This is a genomic window from Arthrobacter sp. T572, from assembly GCF_056780115.1.
In genome coordinates this window covers 3,207,920-3,233,874 of sequence record NZ_JBRAZQ010000002.1, presented here as the reverse complement: position 1 = coordinate 3,233,874, position 25,955 = coordinate 3,207,920, and the positions used below count along the sequence as shown (strand labels likewise).

The 25,955-nt window shown below is 58.5% G+C and carries 18 protein-coding genes; 11 read left to right on the top strand and 7 right to left on the bottom strand.

Annotated elements, in window-relative coordinates:
- The first annotated feature begins 37 nt into the window (after window positions 1-37).
- Window positions 38-346, top strand: coding sequence for a VanZ family protein (locus ACUYMZ_RS16140; RefSeq protein WP_481604465.1), 309 nt, complete (start codon window positions 38-40; stop codon window positions 344-346).
- 28 nt (window positions 347-374) lie between these two features.
- Complete coding sequence (locus ACUYMZ_RS16135) at window positions 375-1,187, top strand: alpha/beta fold hydrolase (protein ID WP_481604462.1); 813 nt, start codon at window positions 375-377, stop codon at window positions 1,185-1,187.
- A 55-nt stretch (window positions 1,188-1,242) separates the two neighbouring features.
- On the opposite strand, the gene ACUYMZ_RS16130 is transcribed toward ACUYMZ_RS16135, so the two are convergent.
- The 3 genes from ACUYMZ_RS16130 to ACUYMZ_RS16120 form a co-directional block, all read right to left on the bottom strand.
- Window positions 1,243-2,556: a choice-of-anchor P family protein gene (locus ACUYMZ_RS16130; protein ID WP_481604460.1), complete on the bottom strand. Its 1,314-nt coding sequence runs from the start codon at window positions 2,554-2,556 to the stop codon at window positions 1,243-1,245.
- A gap of 114 nt (window positions 2,557-2,670) precedes the next feature.
- Entirely contained in the window at window positions 2,671-3,750 is a 1,080-nt protein-coding gene (locus tag ACUYMZ_RS16125) for an LCP family protein (protein WP_481604458.1), read from the bottom strand.
- 80 nt (window positions 3,751-3,830) lie between these two features.
- Window positions 3,831-5,405: a DUF4434 domain-containing protein gene (locus ACUYMZ_RS16120; protein ID WP_481604456.1), complete on the bottom strand. Its 1,575-nt coding sequence runs from the start codon at window positions 5,403-5,405 to the stop codon at window positions 3,831-3,833.
- 709 nt (window positions 5,406-6,114) lie between these two features.
- On the opposite strand from ACUYMZ_RS16120, the gene ACUYMZ_RS16115 reads away from it, so the two are divergent.
- The 9 genes from ACUYMZ_RS16115 to ACUYMZ_RS16075 all read left to right on the top strand — a co-directional run bounded on the left by ACUYMZ_RS16115 (window position 6,115) and on the right by ACUYMZ_RS16075 (window position 17,495).
- Window positions 6,115-6,414 (top strand): hypothetical protein, encoded by a 300-nt coding sequence (locus tag ACUYMZ_RS16115; protein WP_481604453.1) that lies wholly within the window; start codon window positions 6,115-6,117, stop codon window positions 6,412-6,414.
- A 66-nt stretch (window positions 6,415-6,480) separates the two neighbouring features.
- Window positions 6,481-7,698 (top strand): glycosyltransferase family 4 protein, encoded by a 1,218-nt coding sequence (locus tag ACUYMZ_RS16110; protein ID WP_481604451.1) that lies wholly within the window; start codon window positions 6,481-6,483, stop codon window positions 7,696-7,698.
- 536 nt (window positions 7,699-8,234) lie between these two features.
- Window positions 8,235-9,446: a glycosyltransferase family 4 protein gene (locus ACUYMZ_RS16105; protein WP_481604449.1), complete on the top strand. Its 1,212-nt coding sequence runs from the start codon at window positions 8,235-8,237 to the stop codon at window positions 9,444-9,446.
- Window positions 9,446-10,333 carry an ABC transporter permease gene (locus tag ACUYMZ_RS16100; RefSeq protein ID WP_426003822.1) on the top strand — a complete coding sequence of 296 codons (888 nt, stop codon included), beginning with the start codon at window positions 9,446-9,448 and terminating at the stop codon, window positions 10,331-10,333. The genes ACUYMZ_RS16105 and ACUYMZ_RS16100 overlap by 1 nt, the downstream gene beginning before the upstream one ends.
- Window positions 10,334-10,421: 88 nt before the next feature.
- Complete coding sequence (locus ACUYMZ_RS16095) at window positions 10,422-11,213, top strand: ABC transporter ATP-binding protein (RefSeq protein ID WP_442424835.1); 792 nt, start codon at window positions 10,422-10,424, stop codon at window positions 11,211-11,213.
- A gap of 217 nt (window positions 11,214-11,430) precedes the next feature.
- Window positions 11,431-13,107 carry a glycosyltransferase family protein gene (locus tag ACUYMZ_RS16090; RefSeq protein WP_481604446.1) on the top strand — a complete coding sequence of 559 codons (1,677 nt, stop codon included), beginning with the start codon at window positions 11,431-11,433 and terminating at the stop codon, window positions 13,105-13,107.
- A gap of 16 nt (window positions 13,108-13,123) precedes the next feature.
- The gene (wecC, locus tag ACUYMZ_RS16085) at window positions 13,124-14,422 is read left to right on the top strand and encodes a UDP-N-acetyl-D-mannosamine dehydrogenase (RefSeq protein ID WP_481604444.1); all 1,299 of its coding nucleotides are present in this window, start codon (window positions 13,124-13,126) and stop codon (window positions 14,420-14,422) included.
- 38 nt (window positions 14,423-14,460) lie between these two features.
- The gene (locus ACUYMZ_RS16080) at window positions 14,461-14,820 is read left to right on the top strand and encodes a hypothetical protein (RefSeq protein WP_442424809.1); all 360 of its coding nucleotides are present in this window, start codon (window positions 14,461-14,463) and stop codon (window positions 14,818-14,820) included.
- Between the two features lie 53 nt (window positions 14,821-14,873).
- Window positions 14,874-17,495, top strand: a complete 2,622-nt coding sequence (locus tag ACUYMZ_RS16075; RefSeq protein ID WP_481604442.1) for a glycosyltransferase — start codon at window positions 14,874-14,876, stop codon at window positions 17,493-17,495.
- Window position 17,496: 1 nt separating this feature from the next.
- Here the strand turns inward: ACUYMZ_RS16075 and ACUYMZ_RS16070 are convergent, their stop codons facing one another.
- From ACUYMZ_RS16070 to wecB, 4 genes are all read right to left on the bottom strand, one after another.
- A complete protein-coding gene (locus ACUYMZ_RS16070) occupies window positions 17,497-19,254 on the bottom strand; it encodes a heparinase II/III domain-containing protein (RefSeq protein ID WP_442424807.1) in 1,758 nt (585 codons plus the stop codon).
- Window positions 19,247-21,571, bottom strand: coding sequence for a glycosyltransferase (locus ACUYMZ_RS16065; RefSeq protein WP_481604440.1), 2,325 nt, complete (start codon window positions 21,569-21,571; stop codon window positions 19,247-19,249). Before ACUYMZ_RS16065 ends, ACUYMZ_RS16070 begins: the two co-directional genes overlap by 8 nt.
- A gap of 48 nt (window positions 21,572-21,619) precedes the next feature.
- The gene (locus ACUYMZ_RS16060) at window positions 21,620-24,502 is read right to left on the bottom strand and encodes a heparinase II/III domain-containing protein (RefSeq protein WP_481605907.1); all 2,883 of its coding nucleotides are present in this window, start codon (window positions 24,500-24,502) and stop codon (window positions 21,620-21,622) included.
- Between the two features lie 265 nt (window positions 24,503-24,767).
- Complete coding sequence (gene wecB, locus ACUYMZ_RS16055; RefSeq protein ID WP_442424805.1) at window positions 24,768-25,910, bottom strand: non-hydrolyzing UDP-N-acetylglucosamine 2-epimerase; 1,143 nt, start codon at window positions 25,908-25,910, stop codon at window positions 24,768-24,770.
- Between the last annotated feature and the right edge of the window lie 45 nt (window positions 25,911-25,955).

Sequence of the window (25,955 nt, the reverse complement as noted above, 5' to 3'; positions counted from 1 at the left end):
CAAGGAAGCAGGGAAAGTCACAGGGTTCGTCGGAGTCATGGCAGGCTGGCTTACGGTCGTTGGGGTGCCGTTCGATACGGCAGCCGTCGTCATTGAGTTCGTTGCGAACATCGTTATGTTCATCCCGCTTGGTTGCCTGACCTTGGCCCTGTGGCCACAGACGTGGACCATGCGGAGCATGGTGCTGCTCGGTGCTGTTGCCTCGACATTCATTGAGTTGATGCAGCTTTTGATACCTGGAAGGGTGACGGCGGTTTCCGATGTCATCGCCAACACAGCGGGAGCTCTGTTGGGTGTCTTCTTGGCGCGTAAGCTTGGCTTGCGGGCTGCCCGGTCCCATGGGTGAGGACCCGGGCGGGGAGTAATCTGGGCAGATGGAGTCCGAAGTCAGGACTGTTGTCCTGAAGACAGGGATACGTCTTCGGTGCTTTATCCAAGGGTCGCCCGACAACGTGCACGACGGCGGCACACCCTTGGTTCTGCTGCACGCCTGGACTGAGTCCTGGGGAAGTTTCGAGCGGCTGATAGCCGCGCTCCCGGACAGAGCCCTTGTGGTACCCGATCTGCGTGGCCACGGTGGGTCCGACAAACCCTCCGAAGGCTATTCGCTGGAGACCATGGCCGGCGATGTTGCTTCACTTTTGACATGCCTCGGAGTCACGAAGGCACATGTCCTTGGATCATCCAGCGGCGGGTACGTAGCCCAGCAACTGGCAGTGATGCATCCGGAGCTGCTGGCCTCGTTGATCTTGGTCGGGGCACCCTTGAGCTTGCAGGGCAGGCCACCCTTTGCCGATGAGGTTGCGCAATTGAAGGACCCGATTCCAGAGGGATGGGTCCGGGAGTCATTGTCGTGGTTCAAACTTCTGCACGTCGTTCCCAGTGCATACATTGAAGACAGGGTTCGGGATGGATTGGCGGTCCCGGCTGCGCTTTGGAATGCGTCGTTGAAAGGATTGTACGAGGCGGTTCCACCGACAGAGGCCGGAAGAATTTGGGCGCCCACGCTCATTCTGTGGGGATCCCATGACCACCTCTTGCCGAGGCATCACCAGGATGCCCTCGTTGGGCGAATCCCGGACGCACAGTTGAAGATCTATCAGGGAACCGGCCACCTGGTGCTGTGGGAATGCCCTGAACGGGTGGCGGAGGATGTGCTTCGATTTCTTCGGAACCAGCGGGAATGAAGAAGGTGGTCCGCTGTTTCAGCAGCGGACCACCTTCGGTTATTTCTTTGACGGACTACAGTCCGACGCTTGAGTTCGAGTAGCCAATTTGGATCTTCGACCCGGTAGGCAGGGCGCCGAGCGGCTGATTCAAGACGATCTCGATCATGGTCACGATAATTGTTGTGGACGATTTACTGACCTTATGCAGGGTTACTTGGCCAAGCCCAGGTACTTGAACCACAGTGTTGGGGGCCACCGATGCGTTGATCGCCGGGAGCCCGGCAATGCGGAGGTTGGTGAATGTGGATGTGTCTGTGACGGTTGCAGTGGAGCTGCCCGCCGCACGGGTGGCGCTGGTTTCAGCCTTGATGGCATCGGCCTGAACCAGCCCGTTAACTACGTTGAGGCCGGCAATCGTGTTGGTCACCGTGCTCTTGGGTTGCGGAGTCAAAACACCGGTGGCGGTTGTGGTGGATGCTCCAGCGGATGCGACTCCCGGGATCGAGGTGGCCGCAATGTTAACGGTTGAGGTTCCGCCGTTGCACTTTACGGAGGCATGAGCAGTGGGGCTCGATCCGAGCAGACCCGTCGCCAGCGTTGCCCGGGTGCTGTAGCCCGACCCTGCGAGGTATCCGGACTGAGGGGCTGTAAGACTAACCGAACTCACTCCGAGGCGGATGTCAGTGCCCACTTTCAGGCCCGGCAGCCCTTCCTTGAGAATCTCAACACGCAGCGCTGTTGTTGTGACCTGGTAGACGCCGGTGGAGAACAGACGCTTCACCTGCCCGTTGAGGGTCACTTTTCCAACTGAGCCTACAAGCGGAGCGTTGAGATCCAGCACTGTGTTCGCCGCAGGGCTGGCGCTCACAGGAAGCCCCAGTACCTTCAGGTCCGCGATGGTGGTGGTGTTGGTGCCGGAAAATGCTCCGGCGGTGTTCTTTTCCGCGGTGCTTTCGGAGTTGATGGCCCCAGCAGTGACCAGGCCACCAAGCAGGTTGGCTCCCGACACCGTGGACTTTCCTTCAATGCGCTTGCCCGTCGTGGTTAGCAGCGTCTTGACGCTTGTCGAGGCGTTACCAACAGTTCCGACCGTCAGAACATTCAGCCCGGCAGCTGTGTTGCTGGAACTCCGGCCGGTGGCCCCCGTGCAACTAACGCTTGAGTTGGCTGTTGGGCCAGATGTTAAAGTCCTGTCCGCATTGAAGATATAAGACCCATAAGCGGAACCAGTGAAGCCGGTGGTGACCTGCGACGGCGTGATGGCGGCGAATGCCGGGACAGCAGAGCCTGTCAGTGCAAGTGTCACGGCACCAGCTAATGCGACCAAAGTGCGTTTCATGTATTTCTCTCCCCAGAAGTTGTACACGAATTTCGTGGTGGTGCTCACGGTACAGTCCGGTATTGGAGCTAAACAATAGAATTGCCGGTAAACACTGCGAAAAGAACAAAAACGAAGCCCCTGACCGAAGAATGGTCTTCAGTCAGGGGCTTGCGGTTGGCGTCAGTTGCCTTTTTCGAGGGCGTGCGCCGTGACGTACGCTCCAAGTTGGTCTTTGCCCAAGGCATCGGCTATTTCGGAGATCGCACCGGTGTCGGCAACGACGATCGATTGGCCATCCACGGAAGTGCCAGTACCGAGGGTCGGAAGAGTGAACATCACGGTGTCGCTGGCCCGCAGATCCCTGAGCCCAACCGCAAGGTTTCCGATCGCTGCAGCATCGAAACTCTTGTCCACGCTGATGTAGGGCGAAACGGCTGTGACCATGCTGTTCACCGTGACCGGGTTGGTAAGTGTCTCCCGGGCGATCGTCTTGCTGATAATCGCCTTCATGTAGGTCTGCTGGTTGCGGACACGCTGGTAGTCGCCGTCGCTGAAGGACTTGCGCTCGCGGACGAATGCCAGTGCCTCGTCACCATTAAGGGTTTGCTTTCCGGCAGCGTAGTAATGCCCCTTCATCGGGCCGGACGCAGGCGCGAACGGTATCTTCACGTCAACCTCGACCCCGCCCAAGGCATCAGTAAGACCCTTGAACCCTTCAAAATCAACCATGGCCACATGGTCAATCCGCTGTTGGAAGAGCGATTCAACTGTCTGAACCATCAGAGGCACGCCGCCGAGGGCCAGCGCGCTGTTGATTTTGGACTCGCCCTTTTCAGGGATGTTCACCCACAGGTCACGCATGAGGGAAACGGCGTAAACGTTTTTGCGGTCTGCGGGAATATGCACCAGCATCAGCGTGTCGGCCCGCTGATCCGTCGATGCCGAAGTGTCGACGTCCAACTCGGCCGAGCCTCGTGTGTCGCTGCCCATCACCAGGATGTTCATGGGAGCGGCTGCGCCGTTGGTCGGCTCTGTTTTTTGTGGCCTCAGTGACTCTTCCGGGAATGCAGAATCAATCTTAGTTGTACCGGAATTGAATGTCTGCGCCAGGTTGTAGATATAAGCACCGCCAATTATGCCTGCAATGAGTACAACGGCGGCAAATCCAAGCAGCACGTTTCTCGCGGTTTTCTTGGGGTTCTTCTGACGCCGAGGTCGCGACTCTGGCTCGGCATTTTCGATTTCTGTCGGGAGCGTCATATGTTCCTTGGTGTCGGCATCAGCAGTGATGATTCTACCAAGCTCCGCTGGATAGCCTCGCCGGAGGTGCTGTACGGCCTTCAGCCGTCTTGAGGTGAGGCTGCGCCGCCAGGCAGTTGCGGATTTTCCCCAAGGCTGACGATGTAGGAGTTGCTTGTTTGCAGGCTTGTCGGCCCAACGTCCAGCGTGACTGTCTCAAGACGGGGGTTGGCATCTTTGCTGCCGTCCGTACTTTCAGCGGAGCTTGCCTTCCCGACATGTTGCCGCTGTTTTGAACCGTCCTTCAGCGTCCACTCGACCTGAAAACCTTGTCCGGCGAGATTAAAGCCGGATATGTAAACTTTTCCTGCATCTGCATCAAACACCGTGTCGGTAATCAGGGATGCGTGAAATCCATCAGCAAGCTGGTCTTTCAGCGGGGCGTTTTGGCTTTCGCAGGTGAAATACGGATCCCACATGTAGGAGATGACCTTCCGGGCCTTACCCAGTTGCTGAAGCTGGCTGTCGATCCTGGCCAATGTGGTTTGACCCCGCAAGCTTCCATCACAATCGTTGGAGGCGACAGCCGGGGCCATGCCTTCAAGATTTGCCCAGAGATTAGCGCCCGTGCCCCGTATCCCGGCCGCGGCGGCATCAAAGTAGTCCTTATTGGGGGCGATGTATCTCTGTTTCCAGGTTCCTTTGCCGACGATGCTGGCGGCGTACTCATCCACTGGCGCCGTCGCATCAGCTTCAAGGAAGGCCGCACCTTTGCCTGTGCCCATGCCGTCCTGGATGGCTATGTTGAGTTCCAGCCCGCGAGCAGTGGCCGCAATCTTTCGAATTCCTGCCCGAGCGTTCTGCGGGGTGATGCTGGCTGAATCGCGTCGCGCTTCTATGTATGGGCTAATGAGCGCAGAACGTGTAGGGAGGACCCGGTGAATCGCCTCATTCTGCATCGTATAGACGGACAGGATCGGCTCGAAAAAGGCGTTGTCACTCACCGGCATCTCCAAGTGGTGATAGAAGCCAGCCAGCCCTGGGACATCGTTCTTTGCCGCCTGATACTCGAGGAAGCGTTCAGTGAAGCGCTTCAAAGTGCTGCTGTAACTGAGATCCGGGAGGTACTCAATGTCACTTCTTTTCACAGGAGCCGGCATTCCGGCATAGAACTGCATGTCGAGCTCGGATGCGGCGTGGGCCAGGGAAACGGTGGGATCTTTGGCAGTAGTTCGGCTACCCCCTGCGACTACGACGTCGTAAGTGTTGGTGGGGGAGCGGCAACCTTCGCCTTCCGTTGGAAAAGCCAGGATGGTGTAGGTCTTTCCCCTGCTGTCAACGCTCCGGTCCTGCGGACACTTCAGGGCCGTCTCTCCCCATTGGCCCCCGTCCGAGAAGGTGAAGAACTTATTGATTTTCATGGTGGAACCCAGGGCGCCGGCGCAGCTGTCGCCATTGACTATGCAGTCTGCCGGGAGTGACTCTGCCGGAGTGGGCACCAATGAGTTGCCGAAGGTAATGACGGTGTCGCCACCAACCGCCTTGACGTCCCTTAACTTCTGAAGATTCCTGGCGTCGTCGGAAGTCGACGAGATGAAGTATCCGCTGATGGGATACGGCGCCGGCCGTGGCGTCTCCTTAGGAGAAGGCTTGGAATCGAAATCGACTGCGTTCAACCCAATAACCAGAAGAACTGCTGCAACCAGGGGAACAACTGCGTACCAAACCCAAACATGTCCCGGGCGCTGTCTCTTGGGTACTCCGGATACTCTCGGCAGCGTCATGACTTCCTAGGTGGGGTTATCGGCAAGACGACGATATCAGTAGGCCTGCACCATCCTCGCCGGGAACTGCGTCAAGTGGTCAGGCATGGAGCGGCCCGGAACGACGTGACTCCGTCCATACGATAAACTAATCCGGGCCGCCCTCGCGTGATGGACGGCTCCCTGCCGTCCTGACTCTGGCGGTTGGCTTGCCGACGAGGCCGGAACATGCCTCGAACTAGTAGTAACAGGGGGGAAGTTGGGTACCGGAATCAAGCGTGTTCAGACCGCAGTGTTGGTCTTGATGCTGGGGATTCTCGGGTTTCTGGGAGCTCAACCCGCGGTGGCCACAGAGACCGGTCCGGCACCGGATACAACTGCATCCCCGACTCCGGAACCGCAGCCCAGTCTTCCCGGAGTGGTCCTGCCGCCAGTCGTTCAGCCGGCCCCCGACCCAACACCGTTGGAGCCTGCACCCTCACAACCTCCTGTCCAGCCTCCCGTTGAACAGCCAGCGCCCGCACCGGCTCCTGTTGCTCCCCCAGTGGTTGAGCCCACGGTGCCTGCGGTAGAAGTTCCTCCCGCGCCAAGCCCGTCTTCAGCGCCTGTGCCTGTCGTTCCAATGGAACAGCCTGTTGAGAGCTACGCGGTTGTCCCGGACGTTGCCGCGGAATCCGCTTCAGCAGTACCTGCGGAGCCAACTGTGACTCCTACACCGACACCAGCGCAGACACGAACAGCTGCCGTTCCCCTTGCCAACGCAGACATCACTGGGCCATTGAAGGTCGCCTTGGCACCAGTGGCCGAGAATAACCCCATCGTGCAGGGCCTCACAGTCCTGGTTCTGGTTTTGCTGGGCCTGGCATACTTCCGCGCCTTGCGTTCCAAGGGTATGCGCGGCTCCCGTCTCAACGGCAAGTAGCTTATGAAAAGTTCCCTCAAAAGGGAGAACGCTGAGACTGCCCCTGATGCACGTCCGTTGCGACTCATGCTCCTCACCCATTCATACTGGCCCGAACATAGTCCGCCGCAGCGCCGGTGGTCTTCACTGTCCCGGGAATTCCTCAAGGCAGGGTGGGACGTGGATGTCGTCACTCCGGTGGCGCACTATCCCAATGGACGCCGGAATCTTCCCCGCCGCGAAGCCGGAATTGCTTTCTCCCACCAGAAAGGACCGCACGGCGAAATCATCCGGCGTGTTCCTTATCTGCGCCACCTTGGAACCTCAACAGTTGCACGACTTCTGGACCAGACATTTTCCGCGGTGATGTCCGTCCCGCTTGGATTGGGTCGGAACAAGCCCGACGCTATCGTGGCTACAGCTCCGAGCCTGCCGACTCTCGCAGCCGGTTACCTACTCTCACGGCTGCATGGAGTGCCGTTCATCGTTGAGATGCGGGACGCCTGGCCGGATCTGGCCAGGGACGCCCGCCTCGTCCAGGGCAGTGTCAAGAGTGTGGTGGAGCGGGCAGTGGAATTCGTCCAGCATCGCGCCGACTTGATTGTGACCGTCACTCAGGGCTTCGCCGAGACCCTGCGGACACGAGGCCTCCGCAACGTGGAGACGGTCAGTAATGGTTTGGACCTTGAAGCAATACCCTTTCTCGAACCCCCGGCCATGGACCGGGAAATCTTCCACGCTCTGTACTTGGGTAACCACGGCAAGAGCCAGCGTCTTGAAGTCTTGATCCGTGCCAGCGCATTGCTTGGTGAGGGCTTCCACTTGACGCTGGTGGGGCATGGAACAAACCGTCCCCAACTGGTGAAGCTGGCCCGTGAGCTGGATGCTCCTGTGAGCTTTTACCCCTCCCTGCACGGGACGGCGGTTGTGGACAAGTACCGTGAAGCGGACACGTGCATCGTTTCTTTGCGGGATGACTGGAAATCCTTCGAAACCACCGTTCCTTCTAAGACCTACGAGGTGTTGGCGATAGGGCGACACGTGACCGCGATTGTCAAGGGTGAAGCTGAGCGCATCATTCTGGATGCCGGGGGAGGTGACGTGGTTGCGTCAAATCCGGAAGCTGTGGCCCAGTTGTGGCGGGAGCTGGCCCTCGACCGCTCACGTTTAGCAGCGGGCAAGAGCGGCCGGGAGTGGGTACGGAACAATGCCGATTACGCTCAGTTGGCGCACAACTACATGGATATGATCTCTTCGTTGGTGCGCAGGAATGCTCCGGCGCCGACCAAGAGGAAGGCCGCATGAGGCAGTTCATCCGGAACATGTCGATGGCGGCGGCCACTGTTTCCGACCACTTGACGGAGGCGCCCTTCGTTCTTGGACTCCAGGTCAGCCGAAGGCTCCCTTCCCGGTTGGTGCGCCCAATTGCCAGGCTGATATCGGATTCGGCTCCCCGGTCCACGCATCCGCTGCTGGTTCTGGCCAGCCACGCGGCCGGAGACTCTGCGGCGGTGTCACGGCGGTTGCACCTTACGTTGGACCAGGAAGTATCGGCAGGGAGGGCCCGAAGGGCTGCGGAAGCGGCGCTGGCTGCTGGTCAGCCTGAGCTGGCCGATTCTTTGCTGCCGCTTGCGGCAAACAGCAGCCGAGCGGCCGCTACCGTGGCACGCCGTAAGTGGTACGACGGAGATATGACAGGCGCTGTCGGCGCTTTGGAAAGCCGTGGCGGCGACATGGCCAAGCAGAAGCGTCGCCTCGAATCCGAGCTCCGTGTCTTTCAGGGGTGGCGACCCACCCTGCCAAAGGAACCGGCCACGCCAGGCCATCGCAGAGTCTTGCACTTGCTGACCAACTCGGTTCCCCACACGGCAAGCGGGTACGCGCGCCGCACTCATTCGATTTTAACGGCCCAGCACGACGCCGGCTGGGACACCTTGGCTGTTACCCGCGTAGGTTATCCGGTCCAGGTCGGTGTCCTTACCGCCCAGGCAAGTGACGTCGTCGACGGCGTTCGTTATCAACGGCTGTTGCCACAGCGTCTGGCAAAGTCGATGGACGGACGATTGCAGCAGCAAGCAGAACTGCTCTTGGGGATAGCCCGCGACTTTCGGCCAGGCATCATCCATACCACGACGCACTTCGTCAATGGCCTGGTTGCCCGTGAAGTTGCTGACTCTATCAATGTGCCATGGGTATATGAAGTCAGGGGACAGCTGGCCGATACGTGGGCTTCCAGCAGGGGTCCGGGTGCAAGGACCAGTGAACGGTACAAGCTTTTTCTTGACCGTGAAGCGGAAACCATGGCAGCAGCGGATCTTGTATTTACCCTGGGCCAGTCCATGAAGCAAAACATTATGGACGCTGGGATACCGGAAGCGAAAATCCACATCAGCCCGAACGCAGTGGGCGGGGCATACCTTCAGGAGCCTCTGCAACACGCGGAAGCGCGGCTGGCTTTGGGGCTCGAACCTCATCGAAAGTACATCGGCACAGTAAGCAGCCTGGTAGATTACGAGGGCCTGGATGACCTCGTCACAGCATTTGCATTGCTTGCGCCGCGGCTGCCAGAGTTGACGTTGGTCTTGGTAGGGGAGGGCGCTGCCGCTCCGGCCCTGCAAGACCAGGTAAGACGCCTGGGACTGGCCGAAAGGACCATCTTCACAGGACGTGTCAAGCCGGAAACCGCCCGGATGTACCACATGGCTTTGGATGTTTTTGTAGTGCCCCGCAAAGACCTTCCCGTCACGCGATCTGTTACACCCCTCAAGCCTGTCGAAGCCTTGGCCTGCGCGCGTCCGGTGGTCGCCAGCCGCTTGGAAGCTTTGAGCGAGATAGTGCATGACGGAGTCCACGGACGGCTGGTGGATGCGGAGAATCCAGACGAACTGGCTGAAACCTTGCGGGAACTGCTTGAGGACGAGGAGCAGCGCGAGCGTTTGGGTGCTGCCGGCAGGCAGTTCGTGTTGGCGACGCGGACATGGAGCGCAAACGCCGCGGCCTACGGCAGTGCATATGAATTTTTGGCATCGAAGAACGTAAGGAAGGCAGGCTGATGTCGGCGAGAAAGGCCAAGCTTCCGCCGCCGGCGGCAATTCAGCCGATGTCGGTGGACATTCGAAAGCTCTCCCGGGTTGGGTCCCGGCCGGGATTCCTGGACTACTTGGTTCAACTGTGGGACTACCGCCAGTTCATCTTCTACGATGCCCGGGCCAGGGTTCAGAGCGGTACCCGCAAGGACCGCCTTGGCAGTGCTTGGTTGCTGCTAAATCCGGTCTTTAATGGGCTGACGTATTACGTGATTTTTGGCCTCCTGCTTCAGACCAGCCGTGGAATTGAAAACTTCGTCGGCTATCTGGTGGTGGGCGTCTTCCTCTTTCAGTTCAGCGCCGGAGCCATTACTTCCGGCGCGCGCTCCATACGTAACGGGAAGTCGGTCGTCCAGGCGTTCAACTTTCCCCGGGCAGCCCTGCCTTTGGGTGCCAACATCCGCGAGTTGTTGTCGTCAGTACCCCTGATACTTGGCATGTTGCTGCTGGTCGTCGTTATTCCCCCTGCGGAAACTATCAGCTTGATGTGGCTTCTCATCATTCCTGCAGTTTTCCTGCAGGGCGTCTTCAACCTCGGACTGGGGATGATCCTTGCGAGAATCATCTCGCGGCTGCATGACGTCACCCACTTGCTTCCATTCATGATCAGGGCATGGATGTACGGTTCGGCCGTCTTCTATTCATACGAACGTTTCGTAAGCGACCCCACGTTGCTGGCAATCATGAAGTTCAACCCCCTGTTCAACGTCATCGACATCGTGCGCAGTTGCGTTCTCTACAACCGTTTGCCCGCCTGGGAGTCGTGGGCCAGCCTTGGCGTTGTTGCCCTGGGAGTGCTTTTGGTCGGTTTCGTCTTCTTCTGGAAGGGGGAGGAAACGTATGGTCGCGATTGATCAAGCGGTCTTCCTGGACGGCCCACCCTGCGTCGTCATCGACAAAGTGAGGATGACGTACAGAGTTCCATCCTCCGAGGGCAGGACAATGCCCAAGGGAAAAGGTTTAAGGAACAGGATCAAGAGGGTCCTGGAGCGTCCGAATCTTGTGACCGTCAGTGCGCTTAAGGAAATCTCCTTGGTTGTGGAGCGCGGCGAATCGGTGGGCATCATCGGCCGCAACGGCTCCGGCAAGAGCACTATCATGAAGCTCATCAGTGGCCAGGTTGCGCCAACGCATGGTGCCGTTTATGCCTCGAGCACCCCTGTCCTCCTGGGCGTGAATGCGGCCCTGGTTCCGGAATTGTCAGGTGATCAGAACGTGGTACTGGGCTGCCTGGCCATGGGTATGAGCATGGAGCAGATAGACGCCCAGTTTGACAGTATCGTTGCCGTTTCCGGCTTGGATTCGGCCATCTACCTTCCGATGAAGTCCTATTCATCCGGTATGGCCTCAAGATTGCGGTTCGCGATCGCCGCGTCGGTTAATCCGGAGATCCTTTTGGTTGACGAGGCTCTCAACACCGGCGACGCCCAGTTCAATAACCGAAGCAAGGCCCGGATGGACGAGCTTCGTGCACAGGCGGGCTGCGTCTTCATCGTCAGTCACGGGCTGGACACCATCCGGGACATGTGCAGCCGTGTGATTTGGTTGGACAAGGGGGAGCTCATCATGGATGGCCTGCCGGATGAAACCACAGGAATTTACCGGGATTTCTCATCGAATTTGTCAAGGGGCAATAACCTGACCGCAGCCAGGATCAGGGAAGAAGCGCGGGCAAATCTTGTAGCTACGCGGGTGTTGGAACGGGCCAGTGGGCGCCGCATGGAAGGGCGTTGAGATTCTTTTGATCAGTGATATTCGGAAGGCCGTCTGGCATTTCAGGCAGGGCGGCCCCACTCAAGTCCTGGAGTGGCGGAGACGGCAAAAAATTGAGAAGCGCATAAACGGTGCCAAGGGGGTTGCGACACAGCCCCGCACGGAGGGAAGCGTCCCCACATTTGCGCCCCACCGGGTTCCGGACCGGGGTCCTAGGCGGGACGACCTGACTGTAGGCGTGATCTTGGACGACTTCTCCATCGCAGCCTTCTCTTTTGAATGGAACCTGGTCCAGTTAAAAAAGGACTCGTGGCGCCAGCAACTCAAAGAGACCAGAATCGACTTCCTTTTCGTGGAGTCCGCGTGGAACGGGAACCAAGGTTCCTGGAAGTACCAGCTCATGGGTACCTCCGGACCCAAGCAGGACTTTCTTGACCTGATGGCGTGGTGCCGCAGCCACGGTATCCCCACGGTGTTCTGGAACAAAGAAGACCCGCCGCATTACGCCGACTTCCTCCCGGCTGCCCGGGAGTTTGATGCTGTTTTCACCAGCGACTCGGACCGCATTCCGTCATACCGGGCGGACTTGGGCCACGACCGTGTGGCTGTGCTTCCGTTTGCTGCACAACCGGCGATCCATAATCCCGTGCGTGTGGGCCAAACCCATCATGCCCGTGGAGTTGCCTTCGCCGGAATGTATTTCGCGCACAAGTATCCGGAACGCCGGCAGCAGATGGACATCCTGCTGCATGCCGCGCGGGATGCCTCTGCCCGATCTGGACCGAAGCTCGAAATCTTCTCGCGCCAGTTGGGTGGCGACTCAAATTACCAATTCCCGGTTCCGTTTAACGAACACGTTGTTGGCAGTCTTGACTATGCCAAGATGTTGAGTGCCTACCGGGCCTACAAGGTGTTCCTCAACGTGAACTCAGTTGTTGATTCTCCGAGCATGTGTGCCCGGAGGATCTTCGAGATCACAGCCTCCGGGACGCCCGTTGTATCAACGCCCAGCGCGGCAATCCCACACTTCTTTGACGCCGATCAGGTCTATGTAGCGGGGTCCCGCGAACAGGCTGAGAGCCAAATCCGCATGCTCGCCCGCAGTTCCGAGCTTAATGACCGGGTCGTTCATCGGGGACAGAGGCGTATCTGGAGCGAACATACCTACGCACACCGTGCTGAGACTGTGGTTGCCTCGGTCCTTCCCGGGCGGGCCCGGAGGGTTGACCTTCCCACAGTCAGTGCCTTGGTACCCACCATCCGGCCGCACCAGCTGGAGCACGTCTTTTCAACTGTCGCCAGCCAGACAGATGTGGACGTCGAGTTGGTTCTCCTGACCCACGGGTTTGAGGTGCCGGAGAGCCAGGTACAGGAACTTGCGCATAAGCACGGAGTGAGCCGGTTCACGTTGTTGACGGCCACAAGGGACGTCACGCTCGGTGAGTGTCTTAACCGCTGCGTAGCCGCATCAACGGGTCAGGTACTGACCAAAATGGACGACGACGACTACTACGGCCCCCGGTACTTGGTGGATCTCCTGCACGCACTCGATTATTCGAAGGCAGACGTGGTGGGCAAGCAGGCGCATTACATGTACTTCGCTTCGACCAACGCCACTATGCTGAGGATCCCCCATATGGAACACCGCGAGACGCGGTTCGTCATGGGGCCCACCATTACCGCCCGCCGCGAGGTCTTCGAAGCCCATCCTTTTGAGCCGCTGAACAGGGGAGAGGACACTGCTTTCCTGAAGGCCGTTACAACGGCCGGCGGTTCCATATACTCGGCTGACCGCTTCAACTTCTGCCAGTACCGAAAAGGTGACGGGCACACGTGGGATATCTCGGATGAAGAACTTGCCGCTTCCGGCGAAATAAAATTCTTTGGTGCCCCCAAAGAACACATCACTGTTTAACTAAAAGGGGAAAATAATGACAAACATCAAGACAGTGGCCGTTATTGGCCTTGGATACATTGGTCTGCCTACCGCGGCCATCCTGGCAACCAACGGCATCAACGTCGTGGGTGTGGATGTAAACCAGAACACGGTGGACGCCGTGAACCGCGGAGAGGTTCCTTTCGTTGAACCTGACCTGGGCGTACACGTTGCCGGTGCTGTTAGCCAGGGACACCTGCGCGCCACCACCGAGACTCCGGCCGCCGAGGCTTACATCGTTGCCGTCCCCACCCCGTTCCGTGCAGACCACTCTGCAGACCTCAGCTACATCGAGGCCGCTGCACGCGGAATCGCTCCGCAGCTAAAGGGCGATGAACTGGTCATTCTGGAGTCCACCTCCCCTCCGCGTGCAACCCGCCACCTGGCCGACTACATTCTGGCGCTCCGCCCGGACCTGTCCGTCGACGGAGCCAACGGTGCTCCCGTGATCCACTTCGCCCACTGCCCCGAGCGTGTTCTTCCGGGCCGCGTGATGATCGAACTGGTCACGAACGACCGCATTGTTGGTGGCGTTACCCCCGTAGCAGCCGAACTTGCCAAGGACCTCTACGCTGTCTTCTGCCAGGGTGAAATCCTGGTCACCGACGATGTCACGGCCGAAATGGCCAAACTCGTGGAAAACTCCTACCGCGACGTGAATATCGCGTTCGCCAACGAGCTCTCCATCATCAGCGACAAGCTGGGCATTGATGTTTGGGAGCTGATCCGACTGGCCAACCACCACCCCCGTGTCAACATCCTTCAGCCGGGTCCGGGCGTGGGCGGCCACTGCATCGCCGTGGATCCGTGGTTCATCGTTGCCGCCGCTCCCGAGGAAGCCCAGCTCATTCGCCAAGCCCGAGTCACCAACGACTCCAAGCCGGAATGGGTAGTAGCAAAGGCCCGCAAGGCCGCTGAAGAAGCCGGTGCCGCACCGGTCATCGCAACCCTTGGCCTGGCCTTCAAAGCCAATATCGATGACCTGCGCGAGTCGCCGTCGATCGGCATTGCTGCTGATCTGGCTGAACAGCTTCCAGCCGCCAAGCTCCTTGTTGTGGAGCCGCACGTCGAGGCCCTGCCGAAGGCACTGAAGGACCGCGCCAACGTTGAACTCGTTGGCACGGAGGAAGCCATCGCCCAGGCAGACGTCATCGTCGTCCTGGTCGACCACGACGAATTTAAGTCCATCTCTCCCGCTGCCTACGCCGGCAAGACGGTCATTGATTCCCGGGGCATCTGGGGACCTGACGCGCTGACGCAGGCCACGCCCGCCGCAGTCCCCGCCGTTAACTAGCGGTATTTCGGCTACCGCAGAGGAAGAATCACTACTTCATGGACCGCAACACCAGCGATATTGAGCAAATCCGGCGGGGCATCACCCGCGCGGCACTGGCCCACGAGGCCCAAATCGCAAAACTACAGGCTGAACTGCAGGACGCGTATGAGCGGGAAATAGGGATGGCCTCTGTGGTAGCTGAAAGGCGGAAGTTCAGCCAAGAGCTGTATGCGACCCGTCTTAAACTTGATATGTACCGAAAGAAATATGCTGCCACTGAGAAGCTGCTTGCCGAGCGTGACAGGCAGTTGGGTGATGTGCAAAGCAAACTCACGGCATTGTCGAATTCCTTTCTCGGTGCCCTGCAGTTGAAATATTGGCGCCGCGGCTGGCGCCGCGGAGGACGAAAAGGATAATGGGGGAATCGGTGATTCGCGAGAACGATCGCCTTTGGCGCGTTAAGAAGCGCTTGCAGGAACTTGAGTACAGCCACTTGGGATCCGACTCCCGGCAGGGTTTCTATACCTCGAAATTCTATGTGGACTCTGTACTCGCAGGAGATCCTGTCCTGCCCGCTGCCACCCACAAGAAGTATCTGGCGCGCCGAAATGAGTCACACCTCCAGGGCTACCTGGATGACCTTCGTCCAATTTTGGATGCGATTCCCGCTTCGCTGGGGTCCAGAAGCCTCAAGCCCCATGCTGCTGATGTCGCTGTCATCGCAGATGAATTTCTCTACAAGAGCTTTGATTCAACAGCCCGGCTTCTATACGTAACTCCCGAAAATTACCAGGAGATTGCTGCCGAGGCAGGACTGCTGCTCATTGCCAGTACCTGGCGGGGACTTGACGGTGAGTGGAAAGGCCTCGCCACGCAGGGCTCCAAGAGGCGACACTTCCTTCTTGAGGAGGTCGTCCCTTACTTCAGGGCGAAAGGCACCCCAATTGCTTTCTACTCCAAAGAGGACCCACCCAACTACAACCAGTTTCTGAGCATTGCGCAGGCAGCCGACCATGTCTTCACCTGCGCAGCAGAAAGCGTCCCCGACTACGAAAGGGACTGCCCCGATGCCACTTCCGTACAAGTACTGAGCTTTGGAGTAAATCCGCACCATCACTCTCCGGTCTACTCCAGGAGACGTCGCCTATCGGACGTGCTTTTCGCCGGATCATGGCACACCCAGCGCTATCCCGAGCGCCGGGCATCAGCCAAGGCTATCTTCGATGGTGTCCTTGAATCGTCGCGGAACCTCGTGATTTTTGATCGGAACTGGTCGCTTGCCAACAGCCGGTATTTTTACCCGGAAGAATACCTTCAGCACGTGGCGCCTGCCGTTGAGCATGACCTGCTTTTGAAGCTCCAACGGATTTCCGACTTCAACATCAACCTGAATTCGGTAATCGCAAGCTCTTCAATGTATGCAAACCGGGTAGTAGAGCTTCAGGCCATGGGCTCCATGGTCTTGTCCAACTACAACCTGGGTGTCAACAACAGGTTCCCGAATGTCTTTACCGCTCAGACAAGTACTGACGTCCGTGCGGTTTTGGATGGGATGTCTGCCTTGGATCTTTACGAAGTTCAGATGGAAGGTCTTCGTCGGGCTTATACCGATCATCTTGCCCATGATCGGATGGCAGAGATCCTTAAGGCCGCTGGAATTTTGGAAGGCAGCGGAAAGCCCCGCGTTTGTGCGGTATTGGATACGGCCTCGGATGAGTTGAAACAGACGGTGCAGCAGCAAACGCTGAAGGACATCGAAGTTGTAAGTCGGGATCAATTAAGTGACACCCGCCGGAGTTTCGATATCGCCGTGCCCCTGTCGGATCAATTCAGATACGCTCCAACGTACTTCGAGGATCTCGTGAACGCCTTCAAGTACGCCGACGTTGATTTCGTCATGAAGTCTGTTCAGGGTGTTGGTTCCGGGAGTCCTTTGCCGGAGCACGAGTCGTGGGCCACCATGGCTGCTCCTTCCGCAGGAGCCGTCTGGCTTGACTCCGACGCGGGCTCCTCTTACTTGGGTGGCGGGTCCATCGAGGGTAACGGCTATGTGTTGGATCCTCTTGGCATTGGCAGGGGTACGGAGTCCTTCCCGCTGGTTAGCAATGGGGTCACCGGAGCGTCCGAGCCGCTTCTCTCAGTCATTGTCCCCGTCCATAACAACGGCCCGTTCCTCCTCAACAAGTGCGTGAGGTCGCTCGAACGGTCGTCCATATTCACTCGGATGGAGATCATCCTGGTGGACGATGGATCGACTGACCTGCGTACGCATCAGATACTCGACGAACTGGCGGCCCGATATAACCACGTGTCCGTTTTCAAGTTTGGCGATACGGGTTCGGGGAGTGCATCAAGGCCGAGGAACAAAGGCTTGGAGCTGGCGACGGCGCCCTGGGTAACGTACCTGGATCCCGACAATGAAGCCATCTGTGATGGTTACGCGAAGCTCGTGGAACTTGCAGCCCGCGAATCTCTGGACATGGTCGTGGGGGACATGCTGAGATACTCCGACGGAGTGAAGATGTTCCACAACTCGCGCAAAGTGGGGCGTGGACTGGCAATGGCCGAAACGGGCGATGGCTCGTCAAGCCTCACCCAGAGGCTGGACTTCTATCCCATGAGTATCCAGGCTGTCGTGCTCAACACCGAGTGGCTGAAGGAGCTGGGTCTTGAGCAGCCGGTGGGGGCACTGGGCCAAGACTCCTTCTTCTTCCAGCAATTGGTTCACTACGCTCGCAGAGTTGACGTCCTTGAGGTGCCGATTCACATCTACTACGGCGCAGTCGAGAATTCTGTTGTGAACTCGGTCGGACCTAAGTTCTTCCGAAAGTATCTGCCGCTGGAGACAGCACGTGCCGCGTGGCTTGAGGAAACCGGGCTGATGCCTGACTACAAGGCGACGCGGGCCCAAACTTTCATGAAGCACTGGTTCGTCCGCAAGCTCAGGCTTGTTCCGGAGTCTGAGCTTGCCGAATGCATTGATTTGGTCAAGCAACTGGGACGGCTCTACGAGCCGATAAATTGGGAGGACGCCGAGGTGTCGGCGATCATGGACGGCGACACCTCGACACTTATCCCAGCCCGAAGTTAAATCATTCTTCAGGGGCGGGTTCACAGAAAGTGAACCTGCTCCTGAAGACGTGATGGCGGGTTGAAGTGGCCTCCAAACAGACGGACCATACCCCTTCGCGGGTGCCGTCACTGACGGATCTCCACCCGCGAAGCGGGTTATTGGACTCGCGCACCGGGGCATGGATAGTTGCGTCTGGGTCCGTCTGCAGCGACAGAATCCACTCGGCGTCGGCTGTGCCCCAGAGTAACCTGGCTCGGTCCTGGCCTGGATCATTCAATAGATCCAGCTGGCCCGCGACGTTGAACCAGACCTGATAGTCCCGCCTGATGGCGTCCGTACTTTGGACGTCATCTATGACGGTGAGGCCCAGACCGGGCTCCAGCTCAATAATGCGCCGATGCGTCCAGCCTGTGTGGTCGATCCGGCCACGCAGGACAAATACGCCACTCCGGTCCTCGCAGACGCCCAAGCCAGAGCCTACCGGCGTACGACGGCGGTCGTGATTTCTTCCATTGGCGGTCACTGTATTGTGCGCCCAACTCGACTCGACGTACTGCCGGAAGGGGTCGGCGTAGTAGAAGCCGTCGGCGCGGAGTGGCGAGTCGGCAGGCAGTTGGGCCCCGTAGCCGTAACGGCCGCCTTCAACCAGTATTTCCTGCCCGCGGTCGTACCAAACAAAGTTTAAGTCGTCGGCATGTTTGTGTGCCCGTCCGTGAAAGGCGGCTGTGAACGCCAGATATGTCGAAGCGGCAACGGGCGCACCAGCGGCACGCTGCCCCGAACGCACGAAAGCGTAGCCTGACTCTGGAAATACGCCAAGCTCCTTTTTACAGTTCTCGCCGTCTGCCCCGCCGGACATCAGGTAATTCGTCTGGGGGCTCAATGTCAGTGGGTGGCTTCCATCAACCATGTTCACGTAAGGGGTGTCACCGAGGGGCACCAAGGATCCATTGGGCTGGATCATCCAACCCAGCAGGTCAGCTGCTTTCCTGAGCCGGCCTGTCAGTTCTGAGTCCTCGATGAGACCGTAGTCCACGGCAAGCTGGAAGGAATGCATGAGCATCCGGTGGTATTCGGGGGAGTGCTCACTATGACCACCGTCCGGAAGGAACTGCGTCCGGATCATCACGGCGAGGCGTTCGCGCCCCACCTGCGCCAACCTCTCCAGCTCCGGAACGGCGTCAAGGGTTGTACCCAGTACGGTCTGCCCGATGGCCACGAAGTAGCCATGATTAGTGCGTGGATTGAACGAGCTTTCCAGAGCGAACTCGAGCTCGTGCCTGTTCACAGCGTAGAGCAGGGTGCGAAGTTCCTGAACCGCTATACCGTTCCTTGCGCCCAGGTAGATAAGCCCTGCCAGCCGTAGGGCACGTTGCCCCAGTGCCATGTTGTACCAAACAATGGCATTATCGGTTTCCTGGCTGGAATATCTCTCCGACCAGGAAACAGCACGGTCCAAACACCATTGCAGGTATGCGCGGTCTCCGGTAGCGAGGAATTCCCGGATGGGCTTATCCATGAATTTCCAGCCGTGCAGCTGCGAACCCCAGCTTCTGTCGTCAGCGCAGAGATTATCCCATTCGAGGGGCAGCGAAAGGTCCAACCGGTCATAGTCGCCGGCTTTCCAACCATTAGTGGTGATCTCAGCGGCTGAATCGCCGACCAGACTGTCGAACCACACGCCGCTGGACAAATCGGGACGGTGACCCGAAGCGATCATCCGGCAAAGCGCTTCGATGTCACCGTCCGTCAGTTCCTGGAACAGCGTTTCAGACACGGATTGCATTCGCCGCCAGGTTCGCATACTGCTGATTGTAAACAGCAGCGTTGGCTTCCCACGAACGGCTTTCCCGAACCCATGACGCCCCTGTGGCCGACATCTGACTGCGCCGCTCCGGATTCGACACAAGTTCCGATAGCACGTCCGCCAGCGAACTGCTGTTTCCAGCCTGGAACAGGGCAGCGGAGCCGCTTGCCTCGGCAATCTCCTTGAGAGCATCCACGTCCGACATCACGATCGTGCGTCCGGTAGCGAACGCCTCGAACGGCTTAAGGGGCGTGACGAGCTGGCAAACAGCTGCTGCAGTGCGCGGCACGACAAAGATGTCGATGAGGCCGTAGTAGTCAAGGATGTCCTCATGGGGTACGCGTCCTGTGAACAGGGCGTCGTCGAGTCCCAAGGACGACGCCGCTGCCTTGAGCGAGTCGAGGACCGGTCCGTCACCCACCACCAACAGCCTGACCGGAACGTTGAGGCGTTGCCGCAACTGACTGAACGCCTCGATGAGTACAGGGACACCTTCGTACTCGACCAGGGACGAGATATAGCCAATGACGATCTCGTCGTCCTGAATGCCGAGCCTGCCTGCCAGTTCGAGGTTTCGTGTTTGCACCGGGAACTGGTCACCGCTTACTGCGTTCGGTACCACGGAGGTTTTGTCCGTTGGCAAACCTTCCTCCGTGATACGGCGCTTCATGACTTCGGCAAGGGTGAAGACGTGGTCTGCTGCGTCCCTGCAATCGTGCTCGCGCTCCCGGCGCCAAGCGTAGGTGTCTGGACTGCCCCAGCGTTCGCTGAACGTCTCTATGTCTTCGATACCGTTGGCCTGGGCCATGCGGGAAAGCCACGACTCCTCCCAGAAGCCGCGGGACTCATAGATCACCGGAATCCCGAAGTAATCACCGACCGCCCGCGCTGACAGGGCGTTCAGGAAGTCCGAGTGTGCATGAAGTACGGCCGGACGTACCTCGGAAACGACCCTGGCGAGTTCCTCGACATTTGCACTAATCCACGTTGTCAGGGCCGTGTGGAGGCGGATGGGCCCCGTTGGGAGATGGTAGGAAACCCCGTCCAGTTCCACCTGAGCCGGCGCGTCTTCGTTCACAGCGTCGCCCACCTGGTTACAAACGTGGACTTCCAAACCGGTTTGGATCTGTGCCAGAGCCGTGTAATGCGTCCTCAACGTATAGCCGGACTGCGTCGTGGGGAGGACTTTGCCGACCACATGGAGGATGCAGTTTGGCTTGGGCTCAAAGAGCGCGTGGGGAGCCTTGACCTCCGGCTTGAAGGCCCCGGAGAACAGCTTGACTTCTTCCTCCCGCAACTCGATGGCACTGGCCAACTTCTGGTTGGGGTTCCGTTCAAGGACTACCCGGAGCACGCTTTGGCTCTTGACGGTGTAACCGAGCTTGCGCAGTTCGTTGGCCAAGCCGCGAAGTGCGGCCGTGTTGATTTTTTCGAAGGACGAGTGCGCCTCGAGCATTTCATAGACTGCCAACGGCGTGGTGTTGTAGTGCGCCTCAGCAAGCTTCTTGACCTCTGAAGCAGCGAAGGAATGCCAGTTGCTGCCGTCGGCCGCTACAAGATTGAACTGGCGGGCCAAGTGGCGCTTTTCGAGCTTCTTGACCTCTTCATCATGCTCAGCTTTGAGGTCCTCGACAAGCTTGTCGTATACCTCCGCATCGTGCGAGGTGGCGATGTCCGTCGTTCCGGTTGAACCAGCAATCTCGGCCAGTTCTGTTATTTGTGCGGTGGTGGCGGCTTGGGTGTCTTTGACGTCTGAGAGTGCTGCGGTGGTGGCGGCTTGGGTGTCTTTGACGTCTGAGAGTGCTGCGGTGGTGGCGGCTTGGGTGTCTTTGACGTCTGAGAGTGCTGCGGTGGTGGCGGCTTGGGTGTCTTTGACGTCTGAGAGTGCTGCGGTAGTGGCGGCTTGGGTGTCTTTGACGTCTGAGAGTGCTGCGGTGGTGGCGGCTTGGGTGTCTTTGACGTCTGAGAGTGCTGCGGTGGTGGCGGCTTGGGTGTCCTTGACCTCACCGAGCTGCCGCTGAAGAGTGAGCAGGTATTTTTTGATCGAGGCGTGTGACTCACGTTGCAGCCGCCTGTTTTCTTTGGTGCGTGCAATGGCACCGGCGGTGGCCAGGCAGAAGGCGAATACCCCCAGCGCAAACAAAGCTATAAAAGCCACGATGCTTGCAGTTGAAGCTGCCTGCGGCATGAGCGCAATCACCAGGCCGATAAGTGTGAAGCCAAGACCAGCAGCGGCGGAAAGGCCGATGCTCCTGTCAGAACTGAGTCTTCTGTTATTGGGCAACATTTTTCCTAAGTCAAAGAAATCTGGGCGATGAATCGTGTTGCTGTTTGGTTATTGAACGGGCACCCGGGGGAAGTGCTCCAGCGCGGCAGCGCGGAAATGGGCATAAAGCTCTGCGGTGGCAGCCACGTGGCCAGCACCCCATTCGACATCGATGAACTCAATCCTGTCGTCGTGGCTGCCGTGTTCAGATTCCAGCATCCTGCGGAACGGATCGCGATGTTTGGTTACGTGGTGGGTATCCCCGGTGTTCTGGACATACAAGACCCTGGGAAGATCCTTGAGCATCGCATACGTCTCCACAACTGACGTGGAAAGCCGGAATCCTCGTGCTTCTTCTACATCCACGTCGGGCTGTAAACAGGTGTCCAGTGCGACGTCCGCACTCGTTCGGAAGTATTCCTTCACATCAGTTTGGGGATTAAATACCAGCGCCACTGACTCCGGAAGGTAGGACGCGACCTGTAACGCGGTGAATCCGCCCCCGGAACTGCCGGCCAGAAGTACTCGGGAAGCACCGGTTTCAGACTGAAGTTTTTGTATGCACTTAGCCATAAATTGATGAACGTTGGTGCTCCCATCCCCGAGATACCAGGAAAGGGTCATGCTTTTATTGAGGTCCAGTGACGGATCCTGGAAGACGGCATGGTTCCCGCCTTCCATGAGTTCGGACGTGAGACCCTGGAAGAACGGCAGGGTTGTTTTAGTCCGGTTGATGGCTCCGTGAAACCTTACGGACAACAGATCAGAAGCCCCCCGTCCCACGGCAAAAGGCAGTACCAAGCCGCCAAGGTTGGCCGAGTATATCTTCGACTTTTCCTCGTCCTCGAAGCCGATCTCATCCGGAGAGCTGATGGTCTGGATCCGGCGACCGTAAGTGTTGGAGCGAAGCTCAACGTCACGCCAGGCGATGAGCGGCTCGCGCATCACACCCAGAGCACTGTTGTTCAGACCGAGCTGTTCGGTGAGGTCGTTGGACAGGAGGTCAACGATAGCCGTTCGCAGCCCCTGATCATCGCTTGAGTCCTGGGCTGCGTCCAGCAGGAGATCGAGCAGAATGGTCAATGCTTCCAAACGGGCAGACCGTGTGGTTTCCCGGGCACCCACCCAGGACTTCAACAAGGCCCAGTACCGCGTGCTGAATTTGCCATTGCCGGGCTTGGGGGCTGTCCATGCAACATCTGCCTCACGGCACAGGTCCATGGCCTTGAGCCAGGCAGACCTGATGTCCTCCATAGCGGAGGACATATGTCCCTGCTCACCGAGGGTTACAGCAACTCGATCTTCTTCAATGGCAAGATTGAACTGGTAGCGCCCCGAGATCGCACTCAACGCCATTCGTCCACCCGTGGCATCGAGTTTCTTCACCGAGAATGAGCCGGACTGGGGCGCGGCAATGATGGTGATGAACCGGAAACGCCTCCCGGTCTGTTCAGCGGAGACGACGGGGCTCGGCAGCTTTTCCATCCACTTTCTGGACATCCAGCCGTCGAAGGGTTCCTCAGAGCCCTTCACTGTAGAAACAACCGGCAGGTTGCCCTTCCATAGAATGAAGGAGGACTTGCCGTCGCGATCCAGTTTCACACCACCGGGAACGTCCTCGACTGCAGTGTCGGCGTCAAGGTGCCACCGTTGACGTGCCGAGACCTCATCGGCGCTGAAGACGTTGTCGATGACTACAAAAAAGTCTCCGCCGCGGCAGTAAACGACCCGCCTCTTCAACTTCACGCCTTCGTAACCTGGATCGACAAACGTAAAGTCGTCAACCTCGTCGCTGGTGAATGACCGGACCAGCGATACTTCAGTCTTGGGGTCGTAAGCCTTACCGACGACTTCCACGACGTTGTGTCCGAGCCTGGAGAGGCAGTAATCGCGCATCGCATCTTTTTTGTATGCGTACTTTCCCGCATCAACCAGCCAGGGTTGCCCGTTGGAATGCAGGGTCAGTGAAGCGCCATCCTGGTGTCCGTGGACACGGTTCGCTTTGCCGTAGGAGAGGGAATAGAACGTTTCTTTTTTGAAGTCGCGTTCGTGATCACCCCAGCCACTTCGTCCAAATACGTACCCCGCGCGATAGGTTTTTGTGAGCTCTGCGGGCGGTTGCCCAGCGGCTCCTTCCGACCGGACATAATCCAGTTCGGGCGATGACAGGACACCGGCACTAGTGGCTTCCGTATCGCCGATGAGTTCAAAAGTTCCGTCAGGCTTCGTCGCGTGCGCCAATTCCAGGTAAGCGAGGTTCAACCGGTCAGCAGAGACAGGACGGGCCACCCCCTCTACGTCCAGGCGTTTGAAGGCTTCTTCCCACCAGACCAGGTTGTTCTTGTGATAGCCAATGGCGCCTTCGACGTTTACGCCTTCCTCATCATAGTTTTCCTCGAAAAGACCGGTAAGGCGCTGGATTGCCAAGTCAGTCCACTCCGAATTACCAAAGACCGAGCCGATGATGAAGAGAGCCTGGTGCTGGTGCAGGGCATGATTTGAGTGGCCGAGATGCTTGGGGTCGGAGAGCCAGAGTCCGTGCGCATAAATGGAATCAACCAGCCACTGGTCTTCGCCGTCTCGGATGAGGGGAAGTCCAAAGGTAAGGACCATGCCGCGAAGAGCTTCCACCATGTCCGCCCAGGCATAGCTGACGTAATTGCCTTTGTCGTCCTTCTGCTTTGGATCCGACTGGGGATTGGCTTCAATCCACGACTTGCACGTCCGGAGCCAGAACGCCTGGGCGGCTTGGTCTCCGTCCAGAGCTACCCTTCGGACGGGTTCCAACCAGCGCAGCATGTGGAGCTGCGCCTGCCAGTTCCGCTGACCGAACGGATCTGCCTTCCAATCGATCGGTTCCTGGAAGGTCCACGCCGGGTGGGGGCGCATGCTGAGCTCGCCGCGGAGGACGTCGTCAGCCAGTGCGCGGTCCGTTGACCTTTTCCTGAACATCTCTCCGAACGTCTGACGACGGACGACGTCGAGATCAATCGTGTGCGTACTCATCTAATTCCTTACGCGGATCTGCAAGTCTTGCCGGTTACGGGCCTCACGTCGAGGACCAGTCTAGGGGCGTATGACGCGCGTTACTGAGTCATACGACGTCAACGACCCTCTGAGACAGTGTTCGCGAACCCCCAAAAAGTCCGTCATGCCAGCATTGGACAAGGAACTGCCCTGACTCCGTTCGAGGGAGCCAGGGCAGCCATGGTTTGGTTTAGCTGGTGAATTCCGGAATGCGGACCCCGGTTCCAAGCAGTTGCGCTACGGCGGCAACAGTCCGCTCAGCGGCCTTGCCATCGCCGTAGGGATTCACCGCGTTGGCCATTGCATCAAACGCATCCTGCTGATTAAGGAGACGGTCGACCTCTTTGACGATAATTTCTTCATCCGTGCCTATCAGGGAAACAGTGCCCGCCTCCACGGCCTCGGGTCGTTCGGTGTTGTCGCGCATTACCAAAACCGGCTTTCCGAGGCTGGGGGCCTCTTCCTGCACTCCACCCGAATCTGTCAGCACGATGTGGGCCAGGGACAGCATGCGTGTGAACTCCCCATAGGCCAGGGGTTCAGTCACGACGACGTTCGGCTTGCCTTCAAGCGCGGGAAGGACGGCTTCGCGAACAACGGGATTCTTGTGGGCCGGCAGCACGATCACCAGATCCGGTTCGGCGTCGGCGATGCGTGCGAGCGCCCTGCCGACGCCGCGCATGGCATCCCCTTGGTTTTCACGACGGTGCGTAGTTACCAACAGGATCCGGCGGCCGCTGGATGCCAGTTCTTCAAGCTGTGGGTCACTGAAGGGGAGTTGCTTGTCAACGGTGGTCAGAAGCGCGTCGATGACGGAGTTTCCGGTGACGACGATGTCGTCCCCGGCGATGCCTTCTGCCAGGAGGTTGGCTTTGCTGGTACTGGTGGGCGCCAGGTGCAGGCTGGCGATCTGGCTCGTGATCTTGCGATTGGCCTCTTCAGGGAACGGTGAGAAGAGATCACCGCTCCGCAGACCGGCTTCAACATGCACCACCGGAATGCCGTGGTAGAAGGCTGCGATTGCGCCGGCGGTCGAGGTGGTGGTATCGCCTTGCACAATGACGGCGTCCGGCTTTTTCTCAGAAAACAGCTTGTCCAGACCGTCGATGGTGCGGGTCATGATGGCTGAGAGGGACTGGCGCTGCTGCAGGATGTTGAGATCATGATCCGGCTCAATGCCGAAGAGCTCATTCACCTGGTCCAGCATTTCGCGGTGCTGGCCTGTAACGGTCACGACACACTCAAAGTCAGGTGAGTCCTGGAATGCGCTGACAATGGGAGCCATTTTGATGGCTTCCGGGCGGGTGCCGAAAATGGGCATGACGCTGGGCATAGTTTCCCCCGAGAAAGGCAGTGGCTGACCAGCCGATGCTATCGC